This window comes from Streptomyces sp. HUAS YS2, from assembly GCF_033343995.1.
Lineage (GTDB): Bacteria > Actinomycetota > Actinomycetes > Streptomycetales > Streptomycetaceae > Streptomyces > Streptomyces solicathayae.
Genome location: NZ_CP137573.1, coordinates 4,880,482 through 4,902,190, shown reverse-complemented (window position 1 = coordinate 4,902,190; position 21,709 = coordinate 4,880,482). Strand labels below are relative to the sequence as shown.

The window sequence follows — 21,709 nt, the reverse complement described above, 5'->3', positions numbered from 1 at the left end:
GCGGGGACCAGAAGGTCGATGAAGGGTGGGCACGTGAGTGGGGTTGTGACGGGGGACGCCGTCGTACTCGGGCTGCAGGCGGCGCGGCTGCCGAGCCGGGCGCTGGCGATCTTCATCGACCTGGTGGTGGTGTGGGTCGCGTATTTGCTGATCTCCGTCGGGCTCGCGGTGGCGACGTCGTCGCTCGACGACGCGGCGCAGATGGCGATGTCGATCGCCTCGTTCCTTCTCGTGCTGGTCGGTGTGCCGATCGCGGTGGAGACGCTGTCCCACGGGCGGTCCCTGGGGAAGCTGGCCTGTGGGTTGCGGGTGGTGCGGGACGACGGCGGGCCGATCCGGTTCCGGCACGCGCTGGTGCGCGGGGCGATGGGCGTGGTGGAGATCCTGATGACGTTCGGGGTCGTCGCCTGCATCGCCTCCCTCGTGTCGGAGCGGGGGCGGCGGATCGGGGACGTGTTCGCCGGGACGCTGGTGGTGCGGGAGCGGGTGCCCGCGGCGCGGGCCGTGCCGGTTCCCCCGCCTCCGCCGTGGCTGGTGGGGCGGTTCACGCAGCTTGATCTGTCCGCGGTTCCGGACGAGCTGTGGCTGGTGATACGCCAGTACCTGACGCGGGCGCGGCAGCTCGATGCGCAGGTGGGGCGGGCGCTGGCGGAGCGGCTCGCGAACGATCTGGTCGCGCGGACCGGGACGCCTCCGCCGCCGGGGGTGCCGGCCGAGGCCTATCTGGCGGGTGTCGTGGCCGAGCGGCAGGCGCGCGACGCGCGTCGGGTGTTCTCCGGGCCCGCGCCCGGCACCACAGCGCCGGCCGCCCCTACTCCTGTGTCCGCACAGACGCCTGCGCCTGTCCCCTCGTACGCGCCGCACCCGCAGGCGCAGCCGCAGCCGCAGCCGCAGCCGCAGCCGCCGAGCGTTCCGGCTGTCGCGCCCACCGCCTCGACCCCTCCGGCCACCCCACAGAGCCCGCCGGCGACGGGGTTCGCGCCGCCGGCCTAGTCAGCTGGGGTCGGGGAAGACCGAGGGCGGGGTCTCCAGCTCCTCGAGTTCGATGCCGGGGGCGGAGAGGACCACGTCGCCGGCGAGGTGCACGGTGTGCTGCTCCCCCGTGTCCAGGGCGCTGACCTGGTATTCGTCCACGGTCAGCAGGCCGCTGTCAGTGGGGTGCGCTTCACTTTTAACCAGGGCCCAGGACTGGTCGATCGTGAGGGGGGCGAGGACCGGATCCGTGAAGGCGACCAGGCGGACGCGGGTCGCGGGGGAACCGGGGGTGAGACGCAGCAGACGACTGATCGCGACGAGGAACGCCGGGGACGTGCCGGTGAAGGCGTGGGCGCGCACATTGCCTTCTGTGGCGTGGGTTCCGGTGGGGTCCGTACGGACCCAGGTGACGCCGTCGAGGGCGGCTCCGCGGACCTGCCAGCTCAGGGCGTGGAGTTCGAGGCGGATGGGGCGGCCGAGCTCGTCGATGGCCAGGTCGACGGAGCCGGCATGGTCGCCGGAGGGGGTGGTGGTCTGTGAGACGTAGCGCCAGCCGGAGGGGCCGGGCGCGCAGTGGAAGTGCTCTTCACCGAGGGGGGTGTGATCGTGCGGATCGTGGAGCGAATACCTGCCGCGGGGCATGGGTCCTCGGGGTGAGTCGTCGTGGTCTGGAGACGGGGCAGGCCCCCGGCACGGGGGTGCGGGGGCCTGCCTGTTCCGCTAGCGGGTTCCGCCGGGGAAGTCCGTCACCGGACCCGGGGCGGCATCAGTAGCGGTAGTGGTCCGGCTTGTACGGGCCTTCCACCTGCACGCCGATGTACGCGGCCTGCTCGGGGCGGAGGGTCGTCAGCTTCACGCCGAGCGAGGCGAGGTGCAGACGGGCGACCTTCTCGTCGAGGTGCTTCGGGAGCACGTAGACGTCGGTCGGGTACTGCTCCGGCTTGGTGAAGAGTTCGATCTGGGCCAGGGTCTGGTCCGCGAACGAGTTCGACATCACGAAGGACGGGTGGCCGGTCGCGTTGCCGAGGTTCAGCAGGCGGCCCTCGGAGAGGACGATGACGACCTTGCCGTCGGGGAAGGTCCAGGTGTGGACCTGCGGCTTGACCTCGTCCTTGACGATGCCCGGGATCTGGGCCAGGCCGGCCATGTCGATCTCGTTGTCGAAGTGGCCGATGTTGCCCACGATGGCCTGGTGCTTCATCTTGGCGATGTCGGACGCCATGATGATGTCCTTGTTGCCGGTGGTGGTGATGAAGATGTCGGCCGTCTCGACGACGTCGTCGAGGGTGGCGACCTGGTAGCCGTCCATCGCCGCCTGGAGGGCGCAGATCGGGTCGATCTCGGTGACGATGACGCGGGCTCCCTGGCCCCGGAGGGACTCGGCGCAGCCCTTGCCGACGTCGCCGTAGCCGCAGACGACGGCGGTCTTGCCGCCGATGAGGACGTCGGTGGCGCGGTTGATGCCGTCGATGAGCGAGTGGCGGCAGCCGTACTTGTTGTCGAACTTCGACTTCGTCACGGCGTCGTTCACGTTGATCGCCGGGAAGAGCAGGGTGCCTGCCTGCATCATCTCGTACAGGCGGTGGACACCGGTGGTGGTCTCCTCGGTGACGCCGCGGATCTCGGACGCCAGCTGGGTCCACTTCTGCGGGGTCTCGGAGAGGGTGCGGTTGAGGAGCTGGAGGATGTAGCCGTACTCCTCGCTGTCCGCGGTGGACGGGTCCGGGGCGGAGCCGGCCTTCTCGAACTCGACGCCCTTGTGGACGAGAAGGGTGGCGTCGCCACCGTCGTCGAGGATCATGTTCGGGCCGCCGGTGGGCGTGTTCGGCCAGGTCAGCGCCTGCTCCGTGCACCACCAGTACTCCTCCAGGGTCTCGCCCTTCCAGGCGAAGACCGGGATGCCCTGGGGGTTCTCCGGGGTGCCGTTCGGGCCCACGGCGATGGCCGCGGCGGCGTGGTCCTGGGTGGAGAAGATGTTGCAGGAGGCCCAGCGGACGTCGGCGCCGAGGGCGACCAGGGTCTCGATGAGAACGGCGGTCTGCACGGTCATGTGCAGGGAGCCGGTGATGCGGGCGCCGGCGAGCGGCTGCTGGTCCGCGTACTCCTTGCGGATCGACATCAGGCCGGGCATCTCGTGCTCGGCGAGGGTGATCTCCTTGCGGCCGAAGACGGCCAGGGAAAGGTCGGCGACCTTGAAGTCCTGGTTGACGGCAGTCGTCATGGCGGAGCTGCTCCTCGTGGATCGGTTTCGAGGGTCGTTCGGGCACGCCGGCACCGCGGCTTCGGGCACACGAATGCCCGGGAATTCCCGCGGTGCAGTCGTCGGAGGCCCTCTCTCCCTCGGTCGGCCCCTGGGGCCGCCCGACCGCCATCAGCAGCGACGTCTGGCAGTCCCGAATCTACACCGACGGGTGCGAGGGCCCACAGTCCGCCTCGGTCCCGGGGACGGCGGATTCCCGCCAGAAATCTGGCCGCGGGGACGGCGCGGGCCCCCGGACCGGTCGTGGTCCGGGGGCCCGCAAGGGGTCCCGATGAGGGTCGGCCGTCAGTGGCCGGTCGTCGGGGCCGGGCCGCCCGGGGTGGCGGCGGGGTCCGCGCCGGCCTCGGCCGCGGCCTCGCTGTAGATGTCCGGCTCCAGGTAGATCACGCGGGCGATCGGGACGGAGGCGCGGATGCGCGCCTCGGCCGCGTCGATCGCGGACGCGACCTTGGCGGCCGTGTCGTCGTGCCGGACGGCGACCTTGGCCGCGACGAGCAGCTCCTCGGGGCCGAGGTGCAGGGTGCGCATGTGGATGAGGCGGGTGACGGTGTCGCCGTCGACGACGGCCGCCTCGATCTTCTTCACGTCCTCGGCGCCGGCGGACTCGCCGAGCAGCAAGGACTTGGTCTCGGCGGCGAGCACGAGCGCGATCAGGATGAGCAGGACACCGATGCAGAGGGTGCCGATGCCGTCCCAGACGCCGTCGTCGGTCAGCAGGGCGAGGCCGACGCCGCCGAGGGCGAGGACGAGACCGACGAGGGCGCCGAGGTCCTCCAGGAGGACGACGGGGAGCTCGGGGGCCTTCGCGCGGCGGACGAACTCCTTCCAGGAGAGACCGCCGCGGATCTGGTTGGACTCCTTGATGGCGGTGCGGAAGGAGAAGGACTCGGCGATGATCGCGAAGACGAGGACGCCGACCGGCCAGTACCAGGCCTCGATGGGGTGCGGGTGCTTGATCTTCTCGTAGCCCTCGTAGATGGCGAACATGCCACCGACGGAGAAGAGCACGATGGAGACGAGGAACGCGTAGATGTAGCGCTCGCGGCCGTAGCCGAACGGGTGCTGCGGGGTGGCCTCGCGCTGGGCCTTCTTGCCGCCGAGGAGCAGCAGACCCTGGTTGCCGGAGTCGGCGAGCGAGTGGACGCTCTCGGCGAGCATCGAGGACGAACCGCTGAAGAGGAACGCCACGAACTTGGCTGCGGCGATCGCGAGATTGGCGGCGAGTGCCGCCACGATCGCCTTGGTTCCGCCTGACGCGCTCATGGGTGTAGGTGTTCCCTTCGTCGGTGTCGAGCCGTGGACGCGCCCCGTGCAGGGGGCGCTGTCCGGCCGCACATTTTTACATCAGGCCACGACCGTGGCGCGGAAGAGCATCCCCGTACCGGACAGTTCGGTCGGTTCGCCGGCGGGAACGAACACCGACTCCCCCGGCGCGAGGGTGACTTCGCCGGCCTTGGGGCGGCCTGCGGTGGCCAGCAGGATCTGCGGTCCGGCGGCGGTGATGTCGGTGGGCGCGGCGCCCTCGGCCCGGACGTAGCGGGACAGCCGGAACTCGTCGATCGGGGTGTCGTAGACCTCCTCGCCGGACGGCGAGGCCTCCGGGCGCAGCAGGTTCGGCTCGCCGGGCTCGAAGCGGACGACGCGCAGCAGTTCGGGGACGTCGACGTGCTTGGGTGTCAGGCCGCAGCGCAGCACGTTGTCGGAGTTGGCCATGATCTCGACGCCGAGACCGTCGAGGTAGGCGTGCGGGACGCCGGCGCCGAGGAACATCGCCTCGCCGGGCCGGAGTTGGACGCGGTTGAGGAGCATCGCGGCGATGACGCCGGGGTCGCCGGGGAAGTCGTGTGCGAGCCGCACGTACGGGGCGTATGCGTCGCCCAGCTGAGCGGCGGCGGCCGCGGCCTCGGCGACGGTGCGGGCCATCTCCCCGTGTTCGGCGGTCAGCAGGGCGGTGAGGACCTCGCGCAGGGCCGCCTCCTCGGGGTGGGCGCGCAGGAGGTCGACGTACGGCTTGAGCGAGTCGACGTCGAGCGCGGCCATGAGGTCGGCGGTCTCCGCCGGGTCGCGGAAGCCGCAGAGCCCGTCGAACGGCGTGAGCGCGCAGATCAGTTCGGGCTTGTGGTAGGCGTCCTTGTAGTTGCGCTTCGGGTCTTCGACGGGGATGCCGGCGGCCTCCTCGGCGGCGAAGCCGGCCCGCGCCTGCGCGAGGTCGGGGTGGACCTGGAGGGAGAGCGGGGCGCCGGCCGCGAGGATCTTGAAGAGGAACGGCAGGCGGGGGCCGAACCTGTCGACGGTCGCGGCGCCGAGTTCCCGTACGGGGTCGGCCTCGACGACCTCGTTGAGCGGGCCGCGCGGGGTGCGGGAGGGGGCTCCGGGATGCGCGCCCATCCACAGCTCGGCCTGGGGCTCACCGGTGGGGGCGACGCCGAGCAGTTCCGGGATGGCCGTCGTGGATCCCCAGGCGTAGGGGCGGACGGTGTTGGCGAGGCGGTCCATCGGGCGCTCCAGCTTTCCTCAATGCGGCGGGAAGGGCTCGGGACGGGTCACGAGCCGCCGTCGGTGTCGGTCGTCGGCTGGGCAGACGCGTCGGTCGGCGGTTCGGTTGCCGTCCCGGTGGTTCCGGCAGCGTCCACGGCCGAGGCGAGCGACAGGTAAACGGCCGCGAAATCGGTCACGGCCAGCAGTTCGGCGAGGGCTTCGAGTTCGCTGCCCTCCTCCGGCTCCAGTTCGCTGATCGCGGTGTCGTGGCTGAGTGCCAGCTCCCGTGCGGCGGGCGCGGCGGTGAGGCCGCCGATCGGGCGGTCGCGGAGCAGGACGACCCGGGCGCGGCGGGCCTGCGCTTCATCGACGCGGTCGCGGAAGAAGTCGTCCGGGTCGGCGCCGGCCGCGTAGTCGCCGACGAGCAGGACGCCGTGCGCGGGCAGGGCCTCGGGCAGTTCGGCGGCGAGCGCGGGCAGGCCGGCGAGTTCGGCGAGCACGGCGGCGAACCGGCGGCCCGCCGGGCCGGCCGCGTCGCCCTCGGTCCAGATCAGCGGGAGCGTGTCGGCGAGTTCGGCGGCGAGCGTCTTCGCCGGGTTGTCGTACGTGGCGATGGCCGGGCCGCACCGCTCGGCGGTCCGGTCGAGCCGGGCGGCGACCTTCTCCAGGGTCTCGGGCGGCGCGGTGAGCAGGCCGACCCGGTCGAGCAGTGCGAGGAGCGGGGTGAACAGGGCCCAGAGCGAGGCGGGGCTGGCGGCGAGGAGCTCCTCGTCGTACATCGCGTGCGGGGCGATCGCCAGCGGGACGACCATGCCGTGGGCGGCGACGACGGACTCGGCCAGCGGGGAGCTCTGCGGGGCGACGGCGACGACGGTGATGCCGCGGCGGTACGCCTGCTGCGCGAGGAGCGCGAGGCCGGGTTCGGAGCCGTCCGTGGTGGGGATCAGCAGCAGGTCGACGGAGCCCGCCCAGCCGGGGAGCTCCCAGCGCAGGGCCCCGGCGGCGGGTGCGACGCCGGTGGGCTGGAGGCGGATGACCGGGGCGGCGGCGCCGGCGAGAGCGCCGACCAGGTCGGCGACGCCGACGGCGGCGGTGCCGGGCCCGGCGACGAGGACGGAGCGGGGACGGCCGTCGGGGCGCAGGTCCGCGATGCCGGCCTCGGCGGCGTGCCGGGCGGCGGTGCGCACGCGCGCGCCGGCCTCGGCGGCGGCCCGGAGGAGGCCGCGGCGGTCGGCGCGGGCGAGGGCGTCCGGAGCGTCGAGCAGGGTCTCGTCCAGCATGGGGCCTCCGTGCGGATCGGGTGCGGGCGGGGGCGGGGTGCGTGGTGCCGCCCGGCCGCCGGCCGGGCTCGTGCCCCGCCCGCACCGCCCGTACTGCGGGGACGCCGGCGGCTGCGCCGGGCGCCTTCGGGCGGCGGCGCGCCTACTCCGGGCGGCGGGCCTCGTCCACGAGGAGGACGGGGATGTCGTCGCGGACCGGGTAGGCCAGGCCGCAGTCGGCGCCCGTGCAGATCAGCTCGGGGGTCTCCGCCGCCGTGCGGTCGTTCAGCGGCGCGTGGCAGGCCGGGCAGGCGAGGATCTCCAGAAGGCCGGCTTCGAGCGGCATGAGGTGGGTCCCTTCGAACAAACCGAGCAACGATGTGGGTGCCCCGTCGGGGCCACGTCAGCCTACCGCCGGGGGGCCTCCCGCGCGGCCCGGGCGGGCCGCGCGGGAGCGCAGGTCAGCCGGTGGCCCGCACCATGCCCAGGACGTGCTGCGTGATCCACTGCGTGGTGACCGGGTCGTCGGACTCGACGTTCAGGCGGAGCAGCGGCTCGGTGTTGGAGGCGCGGAGGTTGAACCACCAGTCGTGGCCGGTCACCGTCAGTCCGTCCAGCTCGTCGATGGTGATCCCGTCCTGGTCGGCGTAGGACGCCTTCACCGCGGCCATCCGCGCGGCCTGGTCGGCGACGGTGGAGTTGATCTCGCCGGAGCCGAAGTAGCGGTCGTACGAGGAGACCAGCTCGGACAGCGGGCCGTCCTGGCCGCCGAGCGCGGCCAGGACGTGCAGCGCGGCGAGCATGCCGGTGTCCGCGTTCCAGAAGTCCTTGAAGTAGTAGTGCGCCGAGTGCTCGCCGCCGAAGATCGCCCCGGTCTTCGCCATCTCCTCCTTGATGAAGGAGTGCCCCACTCGGGTACGTACGGGCGTGCCGCCGTTCTCGCGGACGACCTCGGGCACCGACCACGAGGTGATCAGGTTGTGGATGACGGTGCCGCCGGGCTCCTTGGCCAGCTCGCGCGCGGCGACCAGCGCCGTGATCGCGGACGGGGAGACCGGCTCGCCCTGCTCGTCGACGACGAAGCAGCGGTCGGCGTCGCCGTCGAAGGCGAGGCCGAGGTCCGCGCCCTCGGCGCGCACGCGGGCCTGGAGGTCCACGATGTTCTTCGGGTCGAGCGGGTTGGCCTCGTGGTTCGGGAAGGTGCCGTCGAGCTCGAAGTACATGGGCACCACGTCGAGCGGCAGCCCGTCGAGGACGGTGGGGACGGTGTGGCCGCCCATGCCGTTGCCCGCGTCCACGACGACCTTCAGCGGGCGGATGGTGGTGAGGTCGACGAGCGACTTCAGGTACGCGGCGTAGTCGGCGAGGGTGTCCCGCTCGGTGACCGTGCCGGGCTGGGCGGCCGCCTCGGGCGCACCCTGCTCCGACCACTGCTCGACGAGGCCGCGGATCTCGGCGAGGCCGGTGTCCTGGCCGACGGGGGCGGCGCCGGCGCGGCACATCTTGATGCCGTTGTACTGCGCCGGGTTGTGCGAGGCGGTGAACATGGCGCCCGGCAGCGAGAGCTGCCCGGAGGCGAAGTACAGCTGGTCGGTCGAGCAGAGCCCGATCAGTGTCACGTCCGCGCCCAGGCGGGCCGCGCCGCGGGCGAAGGCGTCGGCGAGGCCGGGGGACGAGGGCCGCATGTCGTGGCCGACGACGATCCCGTCCGCGCCGGTCACGCGTACGAAGGCGGCGCCGAAGAGCTCGGCGAGCTCCTCGCCCCACTGGTCCGGGACCACCCCGCGAACGTCGTACGCCTTCACGATCTGCGAGAGATCAGCAGTCACGGACTCACCCTCCTGATGTCACCTGCACGCGTGTGCGGCGCGTGTACGGAACGCCCAAACTACCCGGCGTGGGTACGAGCGCGGCAGGGCGGCTCAAGGAGTGTCAGAAGTACCGCACCGTCGGCGGGTTCGGCGGGTCAGGAGTCCGGGGAGCGGAGCACCCGCAGGTGGCCCCGGCGGCCCACCTCGATCGGGTCGCCGCCGCGGCCGCCCTTGCCACCGCCGCCCGCCTCGGCCGCCCGCTGGGGACGGGCCGCCTCGCGCACGGCGTTGGCGAGTGCTTCCAGGTCGTCACCGCTGGGGCGGGCGGGGGCGGATCCGTCGGTGAGCCGGACGACCTCCCAGCCGCGCGGGGCGGTGAGGCGCTCGCTGTGCTCGGCGCACAGGTCGTAGCAATGGGGCTCGGCATAGGTGGCGAGCGGGCCGAGGACCGCAGTCGAGTCGGCATAGACGTACGTCAGTGTCGCGACGGCAGGGCGGCCGCACGCGGTGCGCGAACAGCGACGTACAGGGCTCACGACGTTGGACGGTACCGCACTCTTGAGCGGGCCGCGACGACTCTCCACCAGGTCACTCCACCGTGTCGCGCTGTGACGTCGGCCACGGGGCTTCTCCGGGTCGCGGTCCTGACCTGCGCGGGAGAAGCAGCGGGCAGTTGGCGGCGGCATGGGATCCGGACATCGTTCGATGGAAAACCGGTCAACCACGGCCAGAAAGGCGATCGCGGGGACGAATCGTTTCGCGCCCATGCTTGGCCGGAATGTTCAAGTATCGACAGTCCTGACGGGGTGGGGGTGACCCCGGCGTACGGGGCGGCCGGGGACCGGCGCGCGGGCGCGAGCGGCGCACGCCGGGTCGCTTCCGGGCCGGGACCGGCCCGGGAGGGCTACCCTGCGTGAGTGATGGACAGTCCTGTGCCGCCCCGCCCGACCGAACCGCGGGTCCGCCGTCGCGACCGCCACGGCCGCGGCATGCGCGGCCCCGTCGCGCCCCCGCAGGTCCCCCTGTCGGCGAGCCGCGCCGACACCTTCCGCGATCTGGTCCTGGACTCGGTCGAGCGCCTCGAACGGCGCTTCCCGCAGCTGGTCGACGTCGAGTTCATGGTCATGCAGGTGCCGTCGGTCTCCGGGGAGGACACGGTGCCGCTCGGCGGCTCCGCGCCGGCCGGGAAGGACACGCCGGCCCGGATCGTGGTCTACCGGCGGCCGGTCGAGATCCGCACCAAGAGCCGGGACGAGCGCGCGCTGCTGGTCCACGAGGTGGTCGTGGAGCAGGTCGCCGAACTCCTCGGCCTCTCCCCCGAGTCGGTCGACCCGCGGTACGGGCAGGACTGACCCGGGGCGGGGCCGCCGGCGCGTGCTCAGTCGTCCAGGACCGTCAGGTCCTGCCGGGCCGCCGGGACCTCGACCGTGCCCCGGTCGTCCGCGATCGTCTGGACCGTGAACATCGGGATGCCGTCCTTCGGCAGCGCCAGCATCCGGGCCGCGTGCACCGGCCCGCCCGAGACCGGCTCGATCGTCAGCGCGTAGGAGCCCTTGAGGCCGGACGGGACCGGCGGGACGAACGACATCGTCGTACGCCCCTTGACCGTGACGGTCTTGGAGACGGTCGCGCCGCCGCCGCTGCCCGCCGAGGCGGTCACCTTCACCTGGGCGGTCTCGCCCGGCGCGGTCAGCAGCAGCGTCGAGCCGGCGGCGCGGTTGTCCGCGGCCGTGCCGCGGGCGGCGAGCGGCCCGGTGGCCTGCACGAAGGCGGTCTCCTGCTTGCCCGCCGCGCCGCGCACCAGGCGCAGCGCCGCGACCACGGGGGTGGCGCGCTTGGGGTCGGCGGGGGTGAGCAGCAGGGCGCCGGCCTCGCCGCGGGTCAGGTTCGGCAGGTCGAGCGCGGCCGTCATGCCGGACTTCACCGTCAGCGACTCGCCGGCGGCCGGGACAATGGTCCCGGACGCGCCGACGAACTGGATCTTGAGCTCGGCGTCGTCCTCGCCGGGCGCGTACGCGACGAGCCGGACGCCGGTCGCGTCGGCGGGGATGCCGGGCAGCACGGCGGTGGCGGTGGGGTCGGCGGAGGCCGGCAGCCAGTCGCTGCCGATCTTGTCGTCGGCGACCCTGACGACCGCGCCGACCCGGCCGGTGCGGGTGGTGACGTGCACGGTCACGTCGGCCGCGGGCGGCTCGGCGGTGAGCGTGGACAGCAGCACGGGGACGCTGGAGCGGGCCGGGACTGCGATGCCCTCGGTCAGCTGGGACTTGAGCTTGCCGCCGGGGCCGTACAGCTCGATGTCGGCGACGGCCGCGGTGTCGTCCGGGTTCGTCAGGTGGACGTAGTCCTGGCGCGTCTTCGCCGTGGAGGCGGCGGGGAACCAGAAGTCCGTGTCGGGGGCCGCGCAGGCCGTGCCGAGCAGGCCGCGCGAGCCGCCGGCGGGGACCACGGTGGTCTGCTGGGTGGTCCAGCCGGGGGCGAGGGTGCCGGTCGCGGAGCCCACGAGGGCGGGGGCGGCGCCGCCGTTCGCCGAGGCGACGACGGGCGTGCCGGTCTTGGTGAGGGTGACCGTGGGCTTGGCCGGGGCGGGCTTCTTCGCCGCGTCGGCAGCCTTCTTGGGGTCGGTCGCGACGAGGGCGACGGTGGACGGCAGCAGCTCCGCCTTGTCGGCGGCCTTGTCCGCGCCCGCCTTGCCGTCGGCGCCCTGCGCCGCGCCCGATCCGGTCGTCCCCGCCGGGGTGTAGGACGTGTAGACCGTCTCGGCCACCTCGGAGCTGCTGGGCGCGGGGCACAGCAGGCTGGAGCGCTCCACGGGCAGCCGGGTCGGGGCCTTGGCCCCGGCGGCCGCGTCGCCGTCGGGGGCGGTCAGGGCGGCGAAGCCGGTGACGGCGGCGAGGGCGGTGGCGGCCGCGATCAGGGAGAGGGTGGTGCGCTTCACTGGTTGCTGCTCCCGTCGGGACGCTGCTCGGTCTCGTTGCCGTAGTCGTAGCCCTGGCCGTAGGCGTCGTACTGCTGGGGCTGCTGGGCCTGCTGCTGCCCGTACGGGTCGTAGCCCTGCTGGTCCGCGTACCCCTGCTGGGCGTACGGGTCCGCGTACGGCTGCTGCGGCTGCGCGTACGGGTCGTACGCCTGCTGGTCCCCGTAGCCCTGCTGGGCGTACGGGTCCGCGTACGGCTGCTGCGGCTGCGCGTACGGGTCGTAGCCCTGCTGGTCCCCGTACCCCTGCTGGTCCCCGTAGCCCTGCTGGGCGTACGGGTCCGCGGCGTACGGATCGGTCTGCTGCGCGGGCACCGGGACCGGCTGGGGCTCCGGCTCGGACTCGGAGGTCTCGGCCGCGGCCGCGGCCTCCGCCTCGGCGGCGGCGCGCAGCCGGCGGGCCCGGCGGCCGTCGCCCTCCATCGCCTGCGCGGGGATGACGAGCTCCTCGTCGGGGAGGTCGTCGTCGATCTCGCGGCGGCGGCCGGGCAGGGCGAGGATCAGCAGGACGACGGCGAGGCCGACCTGCGTCCAGATCCACACGGTGTGGGTGAGCGGCTCGTCGTACGTGAGGTCGAGCCGGCCGCCCTCGGCGGGGAGTTCGAAGCCCTGCGCCCAGCCGTCGACGACGGTCTTCTTCAGCTCCTTGCCGTCGAGGGTGGCGGTCCAGCCGTCGTCGGCGCGGTCGGCGATGCGCAGGATCCGCCCGTCGGGGCCGGAGGGGATCTTCGCGTGCGCCTCGACCGGGTCGGAGGCGACCGGCATGGGCTCGGCGGGCTGGTCACCCCGGGCGGGCGGGACGACGGTGGCGCGGGCGACCTGGCGGTCGACGCGCCACAGGGCGCTGCCGTCGAGCTGGCTGAGCCGGCTCAGGCCGGGGGTCGCGTCGAGGACGCGGCTCATCTGGCGGGGCGCGCCGTCGCGCACCAGGACGTAGCGGATCGCGAAGCCGCTGAGCTGGTCGGTCTGGTCGGCGCCGGAGCCGGCCACCAGGTTCGCGACGACCTTGTCGAGGCGCGGGTCGCCGCCGCCGGTCGCGGCGAGTTCGGCGTCGCCGAGGCGGCCGCCGGAGCCGCGGACCAGGGTGTACTCGACCTCGCCGGGCGAGCTGCCGCCGAGCACGAGGGTGCGGGGCTGGTCACGGGTGCCGGACTCCTCGGCGACGAACGCCGGGACCTGCACGGGGTCGCGCCGGCTCAGCGGCCCGTCCGCGCCGCCGATCATCCAGCCGCCGGCGGCGGCCAGCGGGCCGAGCACGGCGGCGACCGCCACCAGGCCGACGACGGGCTGGCGCCAGCCGAAGCCGTGCGCGGCCATCCGGGTGCGGCCGCCCTCGGCGCCGAGCATGCCGGCGACGAGCAGGGCCGCGCCGTAGACGAGGGTGGCCGGGCCGGCCCAGCCGGAGGCGTTGGCGAGCGCGGCGAAGGCGAGTCCGGTGAGGGCCGCGGCCCAAGCGGTGCGGACGGCGAACTGCCGCTCCTCTCGCAGCAGGCCGGCCAGGGCGGCGAGCACGATGCCGATGAGCAGCAGCCCGCCGGTGGTGTTCGGGCCGCCGGGGCTGAGCGCGAGCAGGTCGAGCGCGGAGGCCGAGCCGGCGCCGAGGTCGAGTCCGGCCTCGCGCAGGAAGGCGGAGGGGCTGGTCAGCAGGGTGAGCGACCAGGGCGCCAGGACGAGCAGCGGGGTGCCGACGGCGGCGAGGAAGCGCAGCCCGTACGCGGTGATGTCGTTGCGGCGCAGGGCCAGGACGGCCAGGCCGAGGACGACGGCGAGCGGCCACACGATCGGCGTGAACGCGGTCGCGAAGGTGAGCAGGAAGGCGTACGCCCAGGTGGCGCGCCAGCTGCCGCGGTCGGGCCGGTTGAAGCCGTGGGCGGCGACGGCGGCGCGGGCGATCAGCGGGAGCAGGATCGCGAGCACGGCGGTGCCGAGCCGGCCGGTGGCGAGCGCGCCGGTGACGGCGGGCAGGAAGGCGTAGGCGATGGAGCCCCAGGCGCGCAGCAGCCGGGACTCGACGAGCGGGCCTGCGGCAAAGTACGCGGTGAAGCCGGCGAGCGGGACCGAGCAGACGAGCAGCAGGGTCAGCGCGAAGCCGGTGGAGCCGAGGAACAGGGCGGAGATGCCGGCGAGCACGCCGAGGTAGGGCGGTGCGGTCTGGGTGCCGCCGGTGCCGAGCGGGTGCCAGGCGTCCGCGTAAGCGCCCCAGAGGTCGGAGACGGCGTCGGGTGCGGGCAGCAGGGCGCCGCCGGCGAGCGCGCCACCCGCGTACAGGCCGCGGCAGGCGACGACGGAGACGAGGAGCAGCAGGGCGAAGAGGACGGGCCCGGGCTTGCGGGCGATCTTCTTCAGCCGGGCGAACTGCTCGATCTCCAGGTAGTCGGCGTCGTCGCCGCCGGGGCCGGACTCGACGACGCCGTGCCGGGAGCCGCCGGAGTCGGCGTCGTCGCCTCCGAAGTGGGAGACGGCTTGTTCGGCGGTGGCGCGGACGGTGGCGCCGGGGGCCGGGAAGAGCGGCTTGAGCTCGTTCGGGGCGACGGCGGGGTTCTTGCGCCGGCGGCGGGCGGCGAGGATCCGCTCGGGCCGCAGCAGGACGCCGAAGAGGCCCATGACCTCGTCGACGGCCTGGCCGGGGACCTTGCCGACGAGGTACGTGAGGGTGCGCAGCAGGGTGCCGAGGACGAGCCGGAGCAGGACGTAGAGCAGCGCGGCGCCGCGGGTGTTGGCGAGCAGCGTGTAGACGGCGCCGGCCTTGTCGACGCGGTGCGGGCTGGCCGCCGAGCGGCCGACGCAGTCGACGGTGCGGCGTTCGCGGGCGGACGCCTCGGCGTGCCGCAGGACGGCGTCGGGGGCGACGAGGACGCTGTGGCCGGCGGCGTGGGCGCGCCAGCACAGGTCGACGTCGTCGCGCATCAGGGGCAGCCGGCGGTCGAAGCCGCCGAGTTCCTCGAAGACGTCGCGGCGGATCAGCATGCCGGCGGAGGAGACGGAGAGGACCGAGCGGACCTGGTCGTGCTGGCCCTGGTCCTGTTCGCGGCGGTCGAGGCCGGTCCAGCGGCGGCCGCTGCGGGCGATGGAGACGCCCACCTCCAGGAGCTGCTTGCGGTCGTACCAGCCGCGCAGCTTGGGCCCGATGACGGCGGCGTACTCGTCCGCGTCGGCGACGCGCAGGAGTTCGGCGAGGGCGTCGGGGGCGGGGGCGGAGTCGTCGTGCAACAGCCAGAGCCACTGCACGGGTTCGCCGTGCGGCAGTTCGGGCATGTCGTACGCGTCGTCGCTCCAGGTCCGGCTGACCGGGTCCCAGCCGCTGGGGCGCTTCAGGTACGGCAGTTCCTCCGGGCCGAGGAGGGGCGCGGTGCGCGCGGCCTCCTCGACGGCGGCGCCGAAGCCGGTGCGGCGGGCGAGGTGGAGCACGCGGTCGTCACCGATCGCCTCGGTGACCAGGCGGGCCGACTCGTCGGCGCTGCCGGTGTCGGCGGCGATCACGTTCTGTACGGGGCGCTCCTGGGCGAGCAGCCCGGCGAGGACGTCGGGCAGCCAGCGCGCGCCGTCGTGGGAGACGAGCACGGCGGTGACGACGTGTCGCGGAAACTCGGGAGTTGCGGACATCGAGGTACGGGCCCTCCGGCACCGGGGGTCGCCCGCGGGGGGCGTGGGAGCGTCTCGGACGGAGGCCCACACTAACGGCTGGCACGAAGAGGGTTCGCCGCCCTGTGGACAAAGCGGTCCGCCGCCCGTGGACAGAGCACAGGCGGCGGACCGTTGTTCGGGTGCCGGTGTCCGGGTAGCGGTGTCCCGGAATCGCGTCTCAGACGGCGGCCTTCTTGAGACGGCGGCGTTCGCGCTCGGACAGCCCGCCCCAGATGCCGAATCGTTCGTCGTTCTGCAGGGCGTATTCGAGGCATTCGGAGCGGACCTCACACGCGAGACAGACCTTCTTGGCTTCTCTGGTCGAGCCGCCCTTCTCGGGGAAGAAGGACTCGGGATCGGTCTGGGCGCACAGTGCGCGCTCCTGCCAGCCGAGTTCGTCGTCCGCGTCCTCGACCAGCAGTTCCTGGAACAACTCGGTCATGTGCGCCCCTCGTCCGTCATTGCGTCCCCGTGCGTTGCCGTTGCCTTTCGGCCGAACGACACGAGTGAAATTACAAGTTCGTAGCTCCGCGCGAGTCAAGCCGAGATCTGCTATTGGGCCCCGTATTCACTCTGCGGAACCAAGGCTAAGCGGAAAGTGATCAAATCACCAAAAACCGTGACACAAGCCGCCGCCTCGATGACACCGCCCCTCCTCACGGAGGAGGACGCCCGAAACTTCGATCTTGTTGCGATCCAGCCACGGAAGCGATCCGGATCACAGTCCGATCACGGGACCCCCGCCGTGTTTACGGGCACGGTTGCTGCGCCATGTCTCCCGGCCCATGGCTGCACAAACCTTTCTCCGCATGGAGTAACCGGATGAGGTGAAACATTACCCCCAAATCGGGCATTGGGTTGACAGTCGGGCCGCCCTCCCGTCACCTTTGATGCCATGCCAGCGACCACAGCGCCTTCCGCGACCCACGCCCGTGGGTACCGCAGCGCTGTCCAGGCACGCTGTTGCTGTTGCTGTTCCAGCTGTTGATGCCCTAGCGCTCCAGCGACCCCGCCGACGCCGACGTCCCTGACGTCCCTCGTGTCCGGCCCCCTTGCGACACCGCGTCTCTCGCGACACCCCGCACCGCGCCATCCCCCGCACGCTCTGCCGAGGAACCACCGCACCCATGAACAGCGACAGCGACCTTCAGATCGCCGGCGACCTCCTCGAGGTCCCGCACCTCCTCCAGCCGGCCAAGCAGCACCCGACCACCGTGGCCGAGTTCGCCGGCCTCGCCCGCGAGATCGCCGCCGACCGCGCCCAGTGGGCGCACCTGATCGAGTACGACGCCACCACCCGCTGGTACCACCGGCTGCGTACGGGCCCCGGCTACGAGGTCTGGCTGCTCTCCTGGGTGCCCGGCCAGGGCAGCGGAACGCACGACCACGGCAGGTCGTCCGGTGTGCTGACCGTCCTGGAGGGCGAGCTGACGGAGCGTACGGAACGCGGGCGCCGCGCCCTGAGGGGCGGGTCCCAGCGCGTCTTCGCGCCCGGGTACGTCCACGAGGTCGTCAACGACTCCCTCGAACCGGCCGTCAGCCTGCACGTCTACTACCCGGGCCTGACCGAGATGCCGATGCACGAGAGCGCGCACGTGGCGGCGCAGTGCGCCCCGGCGGCGGAAGAGATCGTCCCCGCCTGACAAACTGCTGTGCATGCGCATTGTGGTTCTGGCCGGTGGCATCGGTGGTGCCCGTTTCCTGCGCGGTCTCAAGCAGGCCGCCCCCGACGCCGACATCACGGTCATCGGCAACACCGGTGACGACATCCATCTGTTCGGGCTGAAGGTCTGCCCCGACCTCGACACGGTGATGTACACCCTCGGCGGTGGCATCAACGAGGAGCAGGGCTGGGGACGTACGGACGAGACCTTCCAGGTCAAGGGCGAGCTCGCCGCGTACGGCGTGGGGCCGGAGTGGTTCGGCCTCGGCGACCGTGACTTCGCCACGCACATCGTCCGTACCCAGATGCTGGGCGCCGGCTACCCGCTGAGCGCCGTGACCGAGGCGCTGTGCGCACGCTGGAAGCCGGGCGTGCGGCTGCTGCCGATGTCCGACGACCGCGTGGAGACGCACGTCGCGATCGAGGTCGACGGCGAGCGCCGCGCGGTGCACTTCCAGGAGTACTGGGTGAAGCTGCGCGCCTCCGTGGACGCGCAGGCGGTCGTGCCGGTCGGCGCGGAGGCGTCGAAGCCGGCGCCGGGCGTCCTGGAGGCGATCGCCGAGGCGGACGTGATCCTGTTCCCGCCGTCCAACCCGGTCGTGTCGGTGGGCACCATCCTGGCCGTCCCCGGTATCCGCGAGGCGATCGCCTCTGCGGACGTCCCGGTGGTCGGGCTCTCGCCGATCGTCGGCGACGCGCCCGTGCGCGGGATGGCGGACAAGGTGCTGGCGGCGGTGGGCGTGGAGTCCACGGCGGCCGCGGTGGCCGAGCACTACGGCTCGGGGCTGCTCGACGGCTGGCTGGTCGACACGGTCGACGAGGGCGCGGTGGCGCGGGTGGAGGCGGCCGGGATCCGCTGCCGCGCCGTGCCGCTGATGATGACGGACGTCGAGGCCACGGCGGCGATGGCGCGCGAGGCGCTGGCGCTCGCGGACGAGGTCCGGACGTGACGGGGGCGCCGGAGAGCGGTTCCGCCGCGTACCGCGTCTGGGCGCTGCCCGGGCTGCCCGAGGTGAGGGCCGGGGACGACCTGGCGAAGCTGATCGCCTCCGTGTCGCCGGACCTGGCGGACGGGGACGTCCTGCTCGTCACCTCCAAGATCGTCAGCAAGGCGGAGGGGCGGATCGTCGCCGCGGACGACCGCGAGGAGGCGATCGACGCCGAGACGGTGCGCGTCGTGGCCCGCCGGGGCACGCTGCGGATCGTCGAGAACCGGCAGGGTCTGGTGATGGCGGCGGCCGGTGTGGACGCCTCCAACACCCCTGCCGGGACGGTGCTGTTGCTGCCGGTCGACCCGGACGCCTCCGCACGCGCCATCAGGCAGGGGCTGCGCGAGGCGCTCGGCGTGGACGTGGGCGTCGTCGTCACGGACACCTTCGGGCGGCCCTGGCGCGGCGGGCTCACCGACGTGGCGATAGGCGCGGCGGGCGTACGCGTCCTGGACGACCTGCGGGGCGGGACGGACGCGCACGGCAACCCGCTCAGCGCGACCGTCGTCGCCACCGCGGACGAACTGGCCGCGGCGGGCGACCTGGTGAAGGGCAAGGCGACCGGGCTGCCGGTCGCCGTCGTCCGGGGTCTGCCGCACGTCGTCGGCGGGGACGACGAGCCGGGGGCACGGGCCCTCGTGCGCGGCGCCGCCGACGACATGTTCCGGCTCGGGACGTCGGAGGCCGTACGGGAGGCGGTGACGCTGCGGCGCACCGTACGGGAGTTCACCGACGAGCCCGTCGACCCCGGCGCCGTACGGCGGGCGGTCGCCGCGGCCGTCACCGCGCCGGCGCCGCACCACACGACGCCGTGGCGGTTCGTGCTGCTCGAGTCGGCGGACTCGCGGACCCGGCTGCTCGACGCGATGCGCGAGGCGTGGATCGCCGACCTGCGACGCGACGGGAAGTCCGAGGAGTCGATCGCGAAGCGGGTGCGGCGCGGGGACGTCCTGCGGGCCGCGCCGTACCTCGCGGTGCCGTGCCTCGTCGCGGACGGCGCGCACCACTACGGCGACGCGCGCCGCGACGCGGCGGAGCGCGAGATGTTCGTGGTCGCGGCGGGCGCGGGCGTGCAGAACTTCCTGGTGGCACTGGCGGGCGAGCGGCTCGGCTCGGCGTGGGTGTCGTCCACGATGTTCTGCCGCGACGTCGTACGCGAGGTGCTTGCGCTGCCGGACGACTGGGACCCGATGGGCGCGGTCGCCATCGGGCACGCGGCAACCCCACCGAAGGAGCGGCCGGCACGGCAGGCGGGCGCGTTCATCGAGGTGCGGTAGCCGCGGCGGCTCGCTTCAGAGCGACGCGATGTTGCCGGGCGTCATCCGCGGCGCCCGGCGGGGCGGGACGCGGCCGCTGAGCAGGATCAGGCGGGCGGCGCGGTGCCGCTGACCCTCGTAGGGGGCGAGCAGTTCGAGCATCGCGGCGTCGTCCGCGGTGCGGTCGCCCGCGAGGGCGTAGCCGACGATGCCGGGCAGGTGCAGGTCTCCGACGGTGACCGCGTCGGGCGCGCCGTTGCTGCGCTGGATCGTCTCGGCGGAGGTCCAGGGGCCGATGCCGGGGATGAGCTCCAGGCGCTCCTGGGCCTTGCGGCCCTCCATGCCGGCGGCCTCCTCCATGCGGGGCGCGACCCGCACCGCGCGCAGGATCGTCGCGGCGCGCTTGTCGTCCACGCCGGCGCGGTGCCACTCCCACGACGGGATCTGCCGCCAGGTCCGCGTGTCGGGCATCACGTGCATGCCGTCCGGGGCGGGGCCGGGCGCGGGCTCGCCGTACTTGCGGACGAGGAGGCGCCAGGCGCGGTACGCCTCGTCCGTCGTGACCTTCTGCTCCAGGATCGACGGGATCAGCGACTCCATGACCAGCCCGGTCCGGGTCAGCCGGAGGCCGGCGCGGCGGCGGTGCGCCGCGGCGACGAGGCGGTGACGGGGGACGAAGGCGGCGGGGTCGTCGTCGGCGCCCAGGAGGGCGGGCAGGCCGTCGAGCAGCCACTGCGCGCCGGGGCCCCAGGCCTCGGCCGCGACGCCGCCCCCGGCCCGGACGGCCACCCTGAGGGTGCCGGGGCCGTCGGGGGTGCGGCTGGCACGCCAGACGGAGCCGTCGCGGCCGGCGCGGAAGGTGGGGTCGGCGGGGCCGCGGCGGAGCGGGCCGAGCGTGAGGCCGAGGTCGACGCCCTGCTCCAGGTCGAACGAGCGGGGGACGGGGACGTGGCCGCCGCGCAGGGTGGTGCGGGTGGTGGGGGTACGAGGGGCGAAGCGGCCGGCCATGGGTACGAGCGTAGCCCTCGCCACCGTGTGCCTCTGCGGGCGCGTTCCGCACATGTGCCTACCCGCACCACGGGCGTGGGGCGCTTGCAAGGCGCGGCGCGTACGGGGTGCGGGTACGAACCTGGGGCGGAGGCGCCCGCCAAGGCACCGTTCCGTTGTGCCCACCCTCCCCCAAGCTCTCGGCTTCGCTCGAGCAGGGGGACCCCCATCGCCCCAGCGGAACGAATGCCCACAACTAAGGGCTTACGCGCTTCGGCGGTTACTCGTCCGAGGAGAAGCGGATTGCTCTCGGGGGGAGTTCCGTGTCGCACCAGACTCTCGCGCCGGCGCGGAGTTCGTTGTCGGGGCCCACCGTCGCGCCGTCGCCGATGACCGCTTCCGTCAGCGTCGTACGGGCGCCGACCGTGGCGCCGGCGCCGACCAGGGAGTCGGTGACGACCGCGCCGGCCTCGACGACCGCGCCCGCCAGGATCGTGCTGCCGGTGATCCGCGCGCCCGCGCCGATCACCGCGTCCTCGCCGACGACCGTGCCGCCGGTGAGCTTGGCGTCCGGGGCGACCCGGGCCGTCGGCAGGACGAGGCGGTCGCCGCAGCGGCCAGGGACGGCCGGGGACGGGGCGCGGCCCAGGACGAGGTCGGCGGAGCCGCGGACGAAGGCCTGCGGGGTGCCGAGGTCGAGCCAGTACGTGGAGTCGACCATGCCCTGGAGGTGCGCGCCGGAGGCGAGCAGTTCCGGGAACGTCTCGCGTTCCACCGAGACCGGCCGCCCGGCCGGGATCGTGTCGATGACCGAGCGGCGGAACACGTACGCCCCCGCGTTGATCTGGTCGGTGACGATCTCCTCGGGCGTCTGCGGCTTCTCCAGGAACGCGCTGACGCGCCCTGTCGGGTCCGTCGGCACCAGGCCGAACGCGCGCGGGTCGTCGACCCGCGTGAGGTGCAGCGAGACGTCCGCGCCCGACGAGCCGTGCGCGGCGACCAGGGCCCGGATGTCCAGGCCGGTCAGGATGTCGCCGTTGAAGACGAGGACCGGGTCGTCCGGCCCGGAGTGCAGCCGGGACGCGACGTTGCGGATCGCCCCGCCGGTGCCGAGCGGTTCCTCCTCGGTCACGTACTCCAGGCTGAGCCCGAGGGCCGAACCGTCGCCGAAGTACGGCTCGAAGACCTCGGCCAGATAGGACGTGGCCATGACGACGTGCTCGACGCCGGCGGCGCGGGCCCGCGCCAACTGGTGGGTGAGGAACGGCACGCCGGCCGCCGGGATCATCGGCTTCGGCGTGTTCACCGTCAGTGGCCGCAGCCGCGTGCCCTTGCCGCCGACGAGAAGGATCGCTTCTGTCACCTGTCGTCTCTGCTTCCTGCTCGGGCCGGTCACACCGCTGGTCTTGCGATGCGACCGGTCAGTTTATG

General features: G+C 73.5%; 18 protein-coding genes. 5 read left to right on the top strand and 13 right to left on the bottom strand.

The features are described 5' to 3' along the window. Positions 1-33: 33 nt before the first annotated feature. Positions 34-993, top strand: a complete 960-nt coding sequence (locus tag R2D22_RS22735) for an RDD family protein (protein WP_318106503.1) — start codon at positions 34-36, stop codon at positions 991-993. Here R2D22_RS22735 and R2D22_RS22730 read toward each other — a convergent pair whose 3' ends face one another. From R2D22_RS22730 to R2D22_RS22695, 8 genes are all read right to left on the bottom strand, one after another. Beyond that, positions 994-1,617: a hypothetical protein gene (locus R2D22_RS22730; RefSeq protein WP_318106502.1), complete on the bottom strand. Its 624-nt coding sequence runs from the start codon at positions 1,615-1,617 to the stop codon at positions 994-996. 124 nt (positions 1,618-1,741) lie between these two features. Beyond that, positions 1,742-3,196 (bottom strand): adenosylhomocysteinase, encoded by a 1,455-nt coding sequence (gene ahcY, locus R2D22_RS22725; protein ID WP_318106501.1) that lies wholly within the window; start codon positions 3,194-3,196, stop codon positions 1,742-1,744. 324 nt (positions 3,197-3,520) lie between these two features. Further along, positions 3,521-4,498, bottom strand: a complete 978-nt coding sequence (locus tag R2D22_RS22720) for a cation diffusion facilitator family transporter (RefSeq protein ID WP_318106500.1) — start codon at positions 4,496-4,498, stop codon at positions 3,521-3,523. A gap of 81 nt (positions 4,499-4,579) precedes the next feature. Beyond that, complete coding sequence (manA, locus tag R2D22_RS22715) at positions 4,580-5,731, bottom strand: mannose-6-phosphate isomerase, class I (protein WP_318106499.1); 1,152 nt, start codon at positions 5,729-5,731, stop codon at positions 4,580-4,582. A 47-nt stretch (positions 5,732-5,778) separates the two neighbouring features. Further along, a complete protein-coding gene (locus R2D22_RS22710; protein WP_318106498.1) occupies positions 5,779-6,993 on the bottom strand; it encodes an SIS domain-containing protein in 1,215 nt (404 codons plus the stop codon). A gap of 142 nt (positions 6,994-7,135) precedes the next feature. Continuing rightward, complete coding sequence (locus tag R2D22_RS22705) at positions 7,136-7,318, bottom strand: Trm112 family protein (RefSeq protein ID WP_318106497.1); 183 nt, start codon at positions 7,316-7,318, stop codon at positions 7,136-7,138. A gap of 115 nt (positions 7,319-7,433) precedes the next feature. Beyond that, a complete protein-coding gene (locus R2D22_RS22700) occupies positions 7,434-8,801 on the bottom strand; it encodes a phosphomannomutase/phosphoglucomutase (protein WP_318106496.1) in 1,368 nt (455 codons plus the stop codon). Between the two features lie 137 nt (positions 8,802-8,938). Next, entirely contained in the window at positions 8,939-9,367 is a 429-nt protein-coding gene (locus R2D22_RS22695) for a DUF3499 domain-containing protein (RefSeq protein WP_318106495.1), read from the bottom strand. A gap of 336 nt (positions 9,368-9,703) precedes the next feature. Between R2D22_RS22695 and R2D22_RS22690 the strand changes: the two genes are divergently transcribed. Then, positions 9,704-10,135 carry a metallopeptidase family protein gene (locus R2D22_RS22690; protein WP_318109931.1) on the top strand — a complete coding sequence of 144 codons (432 nt, stop codon included), beginning with the start codon at positions 9,704-9,706 and terminating at the stop codon, positions 10,133-10,135. A 26-nt stretch (positions 10,136-10,161) separates the two neighbouring features. Here R2D22_RS22690 and R2D22_RS22685 read toward each other — a convergent pair whose 3' ends face one another. The 3 genes from R2D22_RS22685 to R2D22_RS22675 form a co-directional block, all read right to left on the bottom strand. Further along, positions 10,162-11,721 carry a DUF5719 family protein gene (locus tag R2D22_RS22685; protein ID WP_318106494.1) on the bottom strand — a complete coding sequence of 520 codons (1,560 nt, stop codon included), beginning with the start codon at positions 11,719-11,721 and terminating at the stop codon, positions 10,162-10,164. Next, positions 11,718-15,362, bottom strand: a complete 3,645-nt coding sequence (locus tag R2D22_RS22680; protein ID WP_318106493.1) for a glycosyltransferase — start codon at positions 15,360-15,362, stop codon at positions 11,718-11,720. Before R2D22_RS22680 ends, R2D22_RS22685 begins: the two co-directional genes overlap by 4 nt. 199 nt (positions 15,363-15,561) lie before the next feature. Next, positions 15,562-15,825 (bottom strand): WhiB family transcriptional regulator, encoded by a 264-nt coding sequence (locus tag R2D22_RS22675; protein WP_318106492.1) that lies wholly within the window; start codon positions 15,823-15,825, stop codon positions 15,562-15,564. 685 nt (positions 15,826-16,510) lie between these two features. On the opposite strand from R2D22_RS22675, the gene R2D22_RS22670 reads away from it, so the two are divergent. The 3 genes from R2D22_RS22670 to R2D22_RS22660 are packed head-to-tail and all read left to right on the top strand — an operon-like array spanning position 16,511 to position 19,312. Then, on the top strand, positions 16,511-17,026 hold the full coding sequence (locus R2D22_RS22670) for a cysteine dioxygenase (RefSeq protein WP_318106491.1): 516 nt from the start codon (positions 16,511-16,513) through the stop codon (positions 17,024-17,026). 13 nt (positions 17,027-17,039) lie between these two features. Beyond that, the gene (cofD, locus tag R2D22_RS22665) at positions 17,040-17,996 is read left to right on the top strand and encodes a 2-phospho-L-lactate transferase (protein WP_318106490.1); all 957 of its coding nucleotides are present in this window, start codon (positions 17,040-17,042) and stop codon (positions 17,994-17,996) included. After that, the gene (locus R2D22_RS22660) at positions 17,993-19,312 is read left to right on the top strand and encodes a coenzyme F420-0:L-glutamate ligase (RefSeq protein WP_318106489.1); all 1,320 of its coding nucleotides are present in this window, start codon (positions 17,993-17,995) and stop codon (positions 19,310-19,312) included. Before cofD ends, R2D22_RS22660 begins: the two co-directional genes overlap by 4 nt. A 15-nt stretch (positions 19,313-19,327) precedes the next feature. Here the strand turns inward: R2D22_RS22660 and R2D22_RS22655 are convergent, their stop codons facing one another. Then, positions 19,328-20,299, bottom strand: a complete 972-nt coding sequence (locus R2D22_RS22655) for a DNA-3-methyladenine glycosylase family protein (protein ID WP_318106488.1) — start codon at positions 20,297-20,299, stop codon at positions 19,328-19,330. Positions 20,300-20,558: 259 nt separating this feature from the next. Further along, positions 20,559-21,641: a mannose-1-phosphate guanylyltransferase gene (gene manB / locus R2D22_RS22650; RefSeq protein WP_318106487.1), complete on the bottom strand. Its 1,083-nt coding sequence runs from the start codon at positions 21,639-21,641 to the stop codon at positions 20,559-20,561. Positions 21,642-21,709 lie beyond the last annotated feature (68 nt).